Source organism: Micromonospora sp. LOL_014 (assembly GCF_048060245.1).
GTDB lineage: Bacteria > Actinomycetota > Actinomycetes > Mycobacteriales > Micromonosporaceae > Micromonospora_E.
The window spans coordinates 24075-34889 of record NZ_JBHMIP010000044.1; the positions used below are offsets into that span (position 1 = coordinate 24075).

11 protein-coding genes are annotated in these 10815 nt (G+C 73.5%); 4 read left to right on the plus strand and 7 right to left on the minus strand.

Annotated elements, in window-relative coordinates; genetic code table 11:
* The first annotated feature begins 58 nt into the window (after positions 1 to 58).
* Positions 59 to 1105 (plus strand): S1 family peptidase, encoded by a 1047-nt coding sequence (locus ACFHW1_RS27095; RefSeq protein WP_416555978.1) that lies wholly within the window; start codon positions 59 to 61, stop codon positions 1103 to 1105.
* A 35-nt stretch (positions 1106 to 1140) separates the two neighbouring features.
* On the opposite strand, the gene ACFHW1_RS27100 is transcribed toward ACFHW1_RS27095, so the two are convergent.
* Together ACFHW1_RS27100 and ACFHW1_RS27105 are read right to left on the minus strand one after the other, a co-directional pair.
* The gene (locus ACFHW1_RS27100) at positions 1141 to 3852 is read right to left on the minus strand and encodes an Hsp70 family protein (protein WP_416616456.1); all 2712 of its coding nucleotides are present in this window, start codon (positions 3850 to 3852) and stop codon (positions 1141 to 1143) included.
* 57 nt (positions 3853 to 3909) lie between these two features.
* On the minus strand, positions 3910 to 4320 hold the full coding sequence (locus ACFHW1_RS27105; protein ID WP_416616458.1) for a hypothetical protein: 411 nt from the start codon (positions 4318 to 4320) through the stop codon (positions 3910 to 3912).
* 157 nt (positions 4321 to 4477) lie between these two features.
* Here ACFHW1_RS27105 and ACFHW1_RS27110 point away from each other — a divergent pair, with 157 nt between their 5' ends.
* Entirely contained in the window at positions 4478 to 5182 is a 705-nt protein-coding gene (locus ACFHW1_RS27110; RefSeq protein WP_416555991.1) for a thymidine kinase, read from the plus strand.
* Here the strand turns inward: ACFHW1_RS27110 and ACFHW1_RS27115 are convergent.
* On the minus strand, positions 5131 to 6141 hold the full coding sequence (locus ACFHW1_RS27115; RefSeq protein WP_416616460.1) for a reductase: 1011 nt from the start codon (positions 6139 to 6141) through the stop codon (positions 5131 to 5133). The two genes, ACFHW1_RS27110 and ACFHW1_RS27115, sit on opposite strands and share 52 nt — an antisense overlap.
* Positions 6142 to 6410: 269 nt before the next feature.
* On the opposite strand from ACFHW1_RS27115, the gene ACFHW1_RS27120 reads away from it, so the two are divergent.
* A complete protein-coding gene (locus ACFHW1_RS27120; protein ID WP_416555982.1) occupies positions 6411 to 7415 on the plus strand; it encodes a TerC/Alx family metal homeostasis membrane protein in 1005 nt (334 codons plus the stop codon).
* A 22-nt stretch (positions 7416 to 7437) separates the two neighbouring features.
* Here the strand turns inward: ACFHW1_RS27120 and ACFHW1_RS27125 are convergent, their stop codons facing one another.
* The 3 genes from ACFHW1_RS27125 to ACFHW1_RS27135 form a co-directional block, all read right to left on the minus strand.
* Complete coding sequence (locus tag ACFHW1_RS27125) at positions 7438 to 8451, minus strand: tyrosine-type recombinase/integrase (RefSeq protein ID WP_416555983.1); 1014 nt, start codon at positions 8449 to 8451, stop codon at positions 7438 to 7440.
* A 118-nt stretch (positions 8452 to 8569) separates the two neighbouring features.
* On the minus strand, positions 8570 to 9394 hold the full coding sequence (locus ACFHW1_RS27130) for an SDR family NAD(P)-dependent oxidoreductase (protein WP_416616462.1): 825 nt from the start codon (positions 9392 to 9394) through the stop codon (positions 8570 to 8572).
* Positions 9395 to 9515: 121 nt separating this feature from the next.
* Positions 9516 to 9941, minus strand: coding sequence for an Hsp20/alpha crystallin family protein (locus ACFHW1_RS27135; RefSeq protein WP_281567351.1), 426 nt, complete (start codon positions 9939 to 9941; stop codon positions 9516 to 9518).
* A 159-nt stretch (positions 9942 to 10100) separates the two neighbouring features.
* Here ACFHW1_RS27135 and ACFHW1_RS27140 point away from each other — a divergent pair, with 159 nt between their 5' ends.
* Positions 10101 to 10628 carry a phosphotransferase gene (locus tag ACFHW1_RS27140; RefSeq protein ID WP_416555985.1) on the plus strand — a complete coding sequence of 176 codons (528 nt, stop codon included), beginning with the start codon at positions 10101 to 10103 and terminating at the stop codon, positions 10626 to 10628.
* Here the strand turns inward: ACFHW1_RS27140 and ACFHW1_RS27145 are convergent.
* Positions 10625 to 10815: IS200/IS605 family transposase (locus tag ACFHW1_RS27145; RefSeq protein ID WP_416616463.1), on the minus strand; the 191-nt coding region annotated here is incomplete at its 5' end. The two genes, ACFHW1_RS27140 and ACFHW1_RS27145, sit on opposite strands and share 4 nt — an antisense overlap.

A 10815-nucleotide genomic window follows, 5' to 3' on the forward strand; every position in this document is an offset into this window, starting at 1 on the left:
GATGATGATCGCCGTCCTGACCGGACATCTCACGTTCACCAGATCGCAGGAGGACTGTGTGAGGGATATATCCACGCCGATCAGACAGATCGGCTCCGCGTTGGCTGCCGCCGCCGTACTGGTCGGTGGCCTGCTGGCCAGTCCGGCGGCCGCTGCCGCCGGGCCCGCCCCCGAACTCGGCGGTGAGGCCGCCCTGGCGCTGGCCGACCGGCTGGGTGACCGGTCCGCCGGGGCGTACCGGGACGAGGTCACCGGTGACCTGGTCGTGACCGTGACCGATGAGACGGCCGCCCGGGTGGTGCGGGCCGCGGGTGGGGTGGCCCGGACCGTCGATCGGGGTTCCGGCGACCTGGCCCGGGTCACCGGTGCTCTGTCGCGGTCGGCGGCTGTGCCAGGGACCAGTTGGTACGCCGACCCGGTCAGCAACCAGGTCGTGGTCTCGGTCGACGCGACCGTCACCGACACCCGGCTGGCGCTGGTCGAGGCGGTCGCGGCCCGCTTCGGCGACGCGGTCCGCGTCGAACGCGTCGCCGGCACGGTGGAGACCACCGCCGCCGGCGGCGACCCGATCTACTCCAACGGCCGCTGCTCGCTCGGGTTCAACGTGTACGACAGCGCCGGCCGGCCGGGTTTCCTCACCGCCGGGCACTGCACCGAGTCGCGGACGCAGTGGATGGTCGACGGGGTCGCCGCCGCCGGCACCACGGTGGCCAGCAACTTCCCCGGTGACGACTTCGGCCTGGTTCGCTGGGTCGACACCACCGTCAACCGGCCCGGGGCGGTCAACCTGTACGACGGGACGTTGCGGGACATCACCGGCGCCGGTAACCCGTACGTGGGGCAGACGGTCAGCAAGAGCGGCAGCACCACCGGGGTCACCACCGGCCCGGTCGTCGCGGTCAACGTCACCGTCAACTACTCGGCAGGTCCGGTGACCGGGCTGTTCCAGACCAGCCTGTGCGCGGACAAGGGCGACAGTGGCGGCGCGGTGTTCGCCGGCACCACCGCGCTGGGTCTGCACTCGGGCAGCAACCGGGCCGAGTGCCGCGCCTACCACCAGCCGGTGGCCGAGGCGCTGTCGGTGTACGGGGTCAACGTCTACTGACCGTGCCCTGAGTGGGCGGCCCGACGGCCGCCCACTCAGCCGGTCCCGGTCACGGACAGCACCCGCACCTGATGGTCGGCGGTGACCACCGCGACGGTGTCGCCGCTGACCACCGCGTGCGTCACCCGGCTGTCCACCAGGTCGGTGCCGACATCGACCGGCGCGGTCCGTCGACCGGTCGCCGCGTCCCACACGGACACCTGCGGCACAGCGGTCCTCGACGCCGTGTCGATCCGGTGGCCCAGCACCACCACCCGGCCGTCGGCCACCGCCGCCGCCGACCGGGTGTCTTCGGCGGCGGTGATCTCCCCACCGTCCTCGTCGAGCAGGCAGAAGTCGTCGACCGTGCCGAACGTCTGGTCACCGAAGACGAGCCCACCCGGCACCGCGTACCAGTTGTCCTCGAATCCGAACTCGCTTGTGCGGTTCCACTTCTCGTCGCCGGTGCCGATGTCGACGGCGATCGTGCGGTACGTGCCGCCCTCGACCGCCGCGCACACCAGTCGCTCCCCGCACGGCTTGACCAGTTCGATGGTGTCACCGGCCGGCAGCGGCACGTCCCACGCGCGGGTGAACCCGTCGAGGTCGTACGCGGCCAGCACGGCCCGTCCCGGCGACGCGGTGTCGGACAGCCGGCCGATCGCGAGCCCTTCGTAGACGGTCCACGCGTCGTGGTCCAACGGCAGGTCGCCGCTGGCGACCGGGTCGCCGTCGCCGGTGTCCAGCACGAACCCCCGGCCGCTGCCCTCACTCAACTCGACGACGCGGCCCAGCTCGGCGTGCCGGTTGTCCCGCAGCCCGTACCCGGAGGCCGGCAGCACACCGGCGTCCTCGACGGGGACCGCGCCGGTCCACCGGGTCGCCGCCCGGATCCGCGACGCGTCGAGAACCAGCAGGTCGTCGTCGGGGGCCTCACGTCGCCACCGCTGCTCCCCGGTGGTCAGGTCGACCCGGGCGACCGCGTTGTCGAAGATGCCGTCCTTGATCTCGACGATCACGTCGGTGCCCAGCCGGACCACGTCGGTACGGTCCTGCCAGCTGCGTTTCCACCGCACCGTGCCGTCGGCGGCGTCGAGCACGACCCGCATGTCGTCGCCGCCGTCGGTCGCCGAGTCGACGGCGTCGACGACGAGCAGCCCACCGACGGCGGTGAGCCGCACCTCCGTCGGTTCGACGTCCACCGTCGCGGTCCAGGCCGGGTCGCCGCCGCCGGCCGGTACCGCGGTGACGGTGGTGCCGCCGACGGCGACCGCCGCGTACACGGCGAGGTCACCGGCGAGGGTGACCGTCGACCCGCCGGTGCCGGCGGGCAGCGTCACCTGGTGGACCTCGGTCAGGCCGCCTGCGGTGTCCCCGGTCCCGCCGTCGTCGTCGCGACCGAGCAGGCCGCCGATCAGGTTGGTCCCGACCGGGTCGCCGCCGTCGTCGCCGCCGGTGATCCGGTCGAGCAGCCAGCCGTCGGTCAGGCCGATCCCGACGGCAAGCGTCACCGCCACGGCTGCGGCGACCGCCGTGACCGCCCGGCCGCGACGGCGCCGACGTGCCGGCGGCGACGGCAGATCGCCGCCAGCCGCCCGTTCGATAGGGCCGGGCACCGGTGGCCCCGGCCGCGCAAGGTGCGGCGCGGCCGGGGCGGCGGTCGACGGTGCCACGACGTCCGCCGACGGCGTGTGGTGCAGCGCACCGAACCCCACCGGCAGCTCCGGCTGCTCCGGCACCGACGGGGCTACCCCGAGCCGGGCGTGCAACCGGCTGGCGACCAGCGGCATCCGGCTCGCCCCGCCGACCAGCAGCAGCCCGGCCAGCCGCGCCGGATCGACCCCGGCCAGCTGCAGCACCCGGCGGGTCTCGTCGACCGCCCGGTCGACCAGCGGCCCGGCGATGCGGTCCAGCTCCTCCCGGGTCAGATGCATCGGATCGTCCCGCCCGGGCACCGTCACCGGTGCCGCCGAGGCCCGCGACAGCATCTCCTTCGCGGCCCGCACCTCGGACCAGAAGGCAAGCCGGTCACGGCGGTCGGCGGCGGTCACCGGCCGGCTGAGCCGCTGCCACAGCTGCGGGTCCCGGACCGCGACCAGGTGACCGAGGTGGGCGACCAGCGCCTCGTCGACGTCGAGCCCACCGAGGTCGTCGAGCCCGCCGGTGGCCAGCACCCGCAGCCCGCCGGCCCCGCCCACCGCAGGCTCGTTGCGGACCACCGCCACGTCGAGGGTGCCGCCGCCGAAGTCGAACACGGCCAGGGTGCCGCCCGGCGGCACCTGCCGGCCCAGCACCCGGACGCAGTAGGTGGCGGCCGCGATCGGCTCGTCGAGCAGGCGCACCGGGCCCAGCCCGGCGGCCGTGGCGGCCGCCCGCAGCAGGTCCCGACGCGGGGTACCCCAGTCGGCGGGGCAGGTCAGCACGGTGCCGCCGACCGGATGCACGCCTGCGGTCGCGGCCTCGGCGGCGACCCGGCGCAGGGTCACCGCCAGCAGTTGCGCGACCGGCAGCTCCCGGTCGCCCAGCAGCACCGAGCCGTCGTCGACGCGCCGTTTCGGGTGCGGCTCGAACCGGTGCGGCTCCCCGGCGGCCAACCGCTGCGCGTCACGTCCGCTGTGGACGCCACCGGCGGCGTCGACGCAGACCCCGGAGGCCAGCAGCGGAGTGCCGTCGAACAGCAGCGGCCGGGGTGGCTCGTCGCCACGGCGGACCACCGCGACGGTGTGCGTGGTGCCCAGGTCGACGGCGAGCCGTACCGGTCCGTTCACGGTCCTGATGTCCTCTCCCGGGATGGCGCCGACGTGCGTACGCCGCCGGCGGGGATGCTATCGGCCGGTCGCCACCGAGGTGTCGGCACCAAGCTGCTTCAACACCCGGGTACGCAGCGTCTCGTACTGTTCGCGGCAGCGGCGCGGCGGACCGTCCGGCCGGTCGACGACCGTCCCGCCGCTGATCCGCTCGTGCGGGCCGAACTGGTCTCGGGTCAGGTCGATCTCGACCACGCCGAGCCGGTTCCACCAGTGCTGGCCGGTCCGTCGCCCGCCGGCGCTGACCTGCCCGACCAGCAGCTCACCGCCGAGCAGGTCGTGCAGCACCAGCGCGGTGACGCCGCACTGGCCGCGGGCCGGGTTGCCGGTGTGCCAGTCCGCCAGGTCGGTCGGATCGCAGGTGTCGGCGGACCAGGCGGTACGGATGACACGTTCGATGTGGGTCAGGGTCCAGGTGCGGGGGAACATGGCGGCAGATCCTGCCACAGTGGTCCGACATCGCCGCCCGGCCAGACAACGCGACCCGGGCTGCCGGTGCCGACGGAAACGGCTAGTAAGCTGCCCGGTCGTGACCGACGACAGTCAGCCGAGGACAGCCGGGCCGGGCGGCGGCGACCAGTCCGCGTTGGCGACCGCCTGCCTGGCCGCCGGCGACGGACGGCTACGGCACGGGGCGGCGTTGAAGTTCTTTTGGGGTCCGATGGACTGCGGCAAATCGACGCTGGCCCTGCAGATGGACCACAACCACGCCCGGCAGGGCCGCCGGGGTCTGGTGCTGACCCGCAACGACCGGTCGATGGGGCCGCAGGTAACCACCCGGATCGGGCTGGCCCACTCGGCGATCGAGGTCACCGACGACCTGGACCTGGTGGCGCTGGTGCGCGGCCGGTGGGCGGACGGCACTCGGGTCGACTACCTGATCTGCGACGAGGCGTGTTTCTACACCGTCGACCAGGTCGGACAGATGGCCGACCTGGTCGACGGCTACGACGTCGACGTGTTCGCGTTCGGGCTGGCCAGTGACTTCCGGTCGGTGCTGTTCCCGGCCGCGCAGCGGCTGTTCGAGATCGCCGACGAGGTGTGCCGCATCCAGGTCGAGGTGCTGTGCTGGTGCGGCCGGCAGGGCCTGCTCAACGCCCGAGTCGTCGACGGTGTGGTGGCCCGCCACGGCGAGCAGGTGGTGATCGGTGACACCGTCGACCACTCCGACGTGCGGTACCAGGTGCTGTGCCGCCGGCACCACCGCACCGGCGACCTCGGCCCCGGCCGGGCGAACCGTCAACTGACGGACGGATCCGGTCCGGCGGCGGCGAGCAGCGCGGCCTCCTGACCCGCGTCGAGCCCCAGCGGCGGCAGGTCGGTCCGCAGCGCCGGACGGTGGTCCACGCCGACCAGCCAGGCCCAGGTGTCGGCGACGGTCTCGGCCGCCGGCCGGCAGCGCAGCCCGGTGGCCAGTGCCCGGGACACGTCGCCGTGGTGCAGCGCGTCGTGCAGCTCACCCGGGGGCAGCCAGATCGGCAGCTCCGTCCAGGGCGCGACACCGGCGGCGGCCACCGCCGCCGGGTCGACCCAGCGCAGCCGGGCGGACGACCCGGTCACGTCGACGCAGTGGGTCAGCAGCTCGCCCATCGTGGTGTGGCCGCGCGGGCTGACCACGTTGACCGGCCCGCCGACACCGGCGGCGGCCGTATCGAGCAGCCAGGCCGCCAGGTCCCGGGCGTCGACGTACTGCAGCGGCAGGTCGGGCGGCCCGGGGGCGGGCACGTCGCCGCCCCGGGCGACGCGGTGCAGCCACCACGGCAGCCGACCGACGTCCTCGTACGGGCCGAGGATCAGCCCGGCCCGGGCCAGCAGCGTCCGGTCGCCGAAGGCGGCGACCGCGGCGAGTTCACCGCCGCGTTTGGCGCGGGCGTAGGGGACGTCGCCGCCGTCGCCGTCGTCGGCGTCGACCAGCGGCCCGGTCTCGTCGAGCCCGGCCGGCGGCGGGTACGCGTACACCGAGCGGCTCGACACGTACGTGTAGTGCCGGACCCGGTCGCGTAGCAGCCGGGCCGCGTCGCGGACCACCGACGGCGCGCCGGCCCAGGTGTCGACGGCCAGGTCCCAGTCACCGGTGCGCAGTGCGGCGAAACCGTCGGCGGCCGTCCGGTCGCCGACGAGCACCTGCGCGCCGGCCGGCGCCGGCCGGCGGCCGCGGTGCAGCACGGTGACCGACCAGCCGCGCGCCAGCGCGTCCTCGACGACGCACCGGCCGACGAACCCGGTGCCGCCCAGCATCAGCAGTCGCATACCACCACTGTGCCGCCCGGCCCGACGACGCGGAAGACCGTCACGCTGCCAGCGAAACCCACCACAGGTTGCCGTCGGGTAGTAACGGCTGTGCGTGGCGAGGAGGATCGATCATCGGCCGACCCGGGCGGACCGGCGGCCATGAGCAACCGAGCCTGCGCGGCCGCGCACCACCCGGCGGCCGGACATCGTAGCGCAACGTCCCGGATTGTCCACCAATGCCATGTGTCAGCGCGCGCGACGCCGCCGACAGGTGCACGATCTCTGACATGGGTTCGCTGGAGATCGGCCCGGGCGTGTGGGCCGTCACGCTCGTCGTCATCATCGCGCTGCTCACCCTCGACCTGGCGGTCGCGGCGATCCGACCGCACGCCGTCGGGTTCGGTGAGGCGGTCGCCTGGTCGGTGTTCTACGTCGCGGTCGCCGTCGTGTTCGGCCTGGTGTTCATGGCCTGGGCCGGCGGTGACTACGGCACCGAGTACTTCGCCGGCTACCTGGTGGAGAAGAGCCTGTCCGTCGACAACCTGTTCGTCTTCGTCATCATCATCAGCACCTTCGCTGTTCCCGAGGAACATCAGCACAAGGTGCTCACCTTCGGCATCATCGCCGCGCTGGTCCTGCGGGCGATCTTCATCGCCGCCGGCGCCACCCTGCTTAACCTGTTCTCCTTCATGTTCCTGGTCTTCGGCCTTCTGCTGATCTTCACCGCCGTGCAGCTGTTCCGGCACCGCAACGAGGACCCGCAGGTCGACGACAACGTGCTGGTCCGCGCCACCCGGCGGGTGCTGCCGGTGACACCGGACTACGTCGACGGGCGGCTCGTCACCCGCCTCGACGGTCGCCGTGTCGTCACCCCACTGTTCATCGTGCTGATCGCGATCGGCAGCACCGACCTGCTGTTCGCCCTCGACTCGATCCCCGCCGTGTTCGGTGTCACCCAGCAGCCGTACATCGTCTTCGTCGCCAACGCCTTCGCCCTGATCGGGCTGCGGGCACTGTTCTTCCTGGTGAAGGGTCTGCTGGACCGGCTGGTCTACCTGTCCACCGGGCTGGCGCTGGTGCTCGCGCTGATCGGCGTCAAACTGGTGCTGCACTGGGGCCACACCCTCGACGACCGGGTCCCCGAGGTGCAGACCCCGGTGTCGCTGGGACTGATCCTGGTGATCCTCACCGTCACCGTCGTCGCCAGCCTGGTCAAGGTCCACCGCGACCCGACCGCTCGCGCCCACGCCGGTTCGCTGCGCGGCCACGACGACCAGCAGCGGCAACGGTGACCCACCGGATCGGGTGAGACGCTCAGCCGGACGCGGCGGCGCGGGCGGTCCGCGCCGCCGCGATCCGGTACGCAGGATCCCGATCCAGGTTGTACCGGTCCCGGTCGTACCGGCGGGTGGTCCGTGGGTCGGCGTGCCCCATCGCGTCCTGCACGTCCTCCAGTGGCACCCCTTCGGCGCGGGCGGTGGTGGCGAACGCGTGCCGCAGCGAGTGCGGCGACAGCCGGTCCCACGCCGGCAGACCGGCGGCCCGGGCCAGCCGCCGGACCAGCCGGAACACGGCGTGCCGGTCCAGCCGCGCGCCGCTGGCGGTGGCCAGCAGCGGGCCGTCGAGCGCATCGGCCGCGACACCGGCGGCTCGGGCCCGGCCAGCCAGGTACGCGTCGAGCGCCGCCGCGGTGTCCGGCGCCAGCGCCCGGCGGCGGGCCCGGCCGCCCTTGCCGACGAACCGGACACTGCGGTGCCCCCGCTCGTCGCCGACGTCGGCGACATCCAGGCTGACCAGTTCACCGACACGCAGCCCCAGATCGGCCAGCAACGCCAACACGGCGAGGTTGCGCGCACCGCTCGCCCCGGTGTCGGCGCGGGCCGCCGCGAACAACGCGTCGACCTGGTCGGGGCTCAACCCGACAGTCGCCGAATGGTCCCGGTCGATCCGCGGCCGGTCCGCGTCGGTCACCGGGTTGGCCGGCACCGCCCGCAGCCGCACCAGGAACGCGTACCAGCTGGACATGGCGGACAGTTTCCGGGCCACCGTCGCCGGGGTCAGCAGCCGTCCGCTGCGCTGGTCGACGGTGGCCTCCAACGCCCGGGCGTACGCGTTGACGTCCAGGAACGACGCCTGCAGCGGGTCGAGTCCAGTCGCGGAACACCACGACAACCAGCCCGTCACGTCCCGGCGGTAGGCGGCCCGGGTGTGCTCGGACAGCCGACGGTTGCGCAGCCACGCCTCGGTGAAGTCGACCGGGGCGGTGGCGGCGGTCAGGCCGCGGTCGACCGGCCGGGGGACGAGACCGGGGGTGGTTCGTTGGCGCATCGCAGCAGGATGCCAAAGCCGGTGCCGCCGACGACGCCGAAACGCCGTACGTGATCTTTCCGCGCTGAACCTGACCCTGACGCCTGCCCGGGCGGCCGCGACACGCGGTACGGCGCCGTCAGGACATCCGGACGATCTGGCCGGTCACGTAACGGGCCTGGTGCGAGGCGAGCAGGGTGACGACCTCCGCGACGTCCTCCGGGCGGGCGATACGGCTCAGCGGACTCGAACCGGTGAGCTGCTTCTCCACCTCCGGCGTCACCCAGCCGGTGTCGGTGACCGGCGGCTGCACCACGTTGGCGGTCACCCCGTACGGGGCGAGTTCGGCGGCCGCCGACATGGTGTAGTTCTCCTGCGCGGCCTTCGCCGCCCCGTACGACACCTCCTCGGGGAAGCCGTGCGGGCCGCCGGAGGTCAACCCGACGATCCGCCCCCAGCTGGCCTTACGGGCCAGGTGCCGGCGGGCGAACTCGGCGATCAGCAGCGCCGGGGCGCGGGCGTCGACGGCGAACTGGCGGTCGAAGGTGCCGGCGTCGACGTGGGTCAACGGCCGGCCGAACCGGTCCCGGCTGTCCGGCCGGAACGTGTCGCTGAGCCAGCCGCTGGCGTTGTTGACCAGGATGTCGACCGGGCCGAACGAGGCCGCCGCCTCGTCGAACAGCCGGGCCGGGGTGGCCGGATCCGCCAGGTCCGCCTCCACGGCCACCGCCTTGCCGCCGGCGGCGACGATCCGGTCGACGACACTGCGGGCGTCCTGGGCGCGGACCCGCCCGTACTGAGCGGGAAACGACGGATCGTCGGCGTAGGGGGACGGGTCCATCCGCAGGTACGTGGCGAGCACCGCGGCGCCCTGGGTGGCCAGGGCGAGCGCGATCGCCGCGCCGATGCCCTGGTTCGCGCCGGTCACGATCGCGACGTGCCCGGTCAACCGGGGGTCGATCATCTGCCCAGGATGCCCGGCCGACGACACCGGCGCGAGGCGTTTGCCGGCTTGTCCCCCGCCGGACATGACGAGTCCCCGCCCGGTGCGCTCCGGCGCCGGGCGGGGACTCGGTGGGTGGGTTTCAGTTGCTGAGCTGCCGGCGGCCGTCGTCGCCGACGCTGATCGAGACCCGGCGCGGCTTGGCGCGCTCCGCCACCGGGATCCGCAGGGTCAGCACGCCGGCCTCGTAGCCGGCCTCCAGCTTGTCGGTGTCGAGGGTGTCACCGAGGAACAGCTGCCGGGTGAAGGTGCCCATCGGCCGCTCGGCGGCGACGAGTTCGACCTTGTCGCCGGTGGGGCGGTGGCGCTGGGCACGCACCGTCAGGACGTTGCGTTCCACGGTGCACTCGATGCTGTCCGGGTCGACGCCGGGCAGGTCGAACGCGGCGTAGAACCAGTCGCCGTCGCGGTAGGCGTCCAGGTGCATGACGGCCGGACGGGTGGTGGTGCCGAAGAACTGCTCGGCGATCCGGTCGATCTCCCGGAACGGGTCGGTGCGCATCAACATTGTCGGACCTCCTCACGGGCGCGGGCTTCTCACTCCCTCAAGTTGAGCCCCGCAGACTCAACTTACTTATAGCTATAGCGCGCAACCCTGAGAGCGTCAAGTCGTCCCGTACGCGGGACAAACCGGTCGACCGGACCCGCTGGCGCGTGGACCCCCGCTGTGCACGCCTTCCTCGCCCACCTGCACGACGCCGGGTTCGGCGGCGCACCCCGACCGCTCGGCGTCGACGCCGCCGGCCGCGAGGTGCTGACCTACCTGCCCGGAACGGTCCCCTGGCCGGACCGGTTCGACCTGCTCGGCCCAGACGCGGCCCTGCGCCGGGTCGGCCGCCTCGTACGCGACCTGCACGACGCGGCCGCCAGCTTCACCCCACCACCGGGTGCCGTCTGGCGGCGGCTCATCCCACCCGACGGCACCGATCTGGTCGTCCACCACGACCTCGCGCCCTGGAACCTGGTCGTCGGCGACCGCTGGGCCTTCATCGACTGGGACACCGCCGCGCCGGGCACCCGGCTGTGGGACCTCGCCTACGCAGCCAAGGCGTTCGTGCCGCTGACCGCCGACCCCGCCTGGCAGCGCCCCGACGCCGCCCGCCGGCTACCGGAATGCGGGCCAGTGCTCCGGCCTTCAGGCCCGGGGGTGAAGGCCCGCGCTGGGAGGGCCGCCAGGGCCCGAGCAGTGCTCTAACCTGGCCGGTCCTGCTGCTCGATGTACTGCTTCACGATGCTCGGTGGCGCGCCGCCGCCGGAGCCGGCGAAGTACGAGCCCGACCAGAGCTTGTTGGCCCGGTGGTAGTGGCGTGCGAGGTCGGGGAACTCCTGCCGCGGGCGGCGCGACGAGACGCCCTTGAGTGGGTTGACCAGGCGGGAAACGG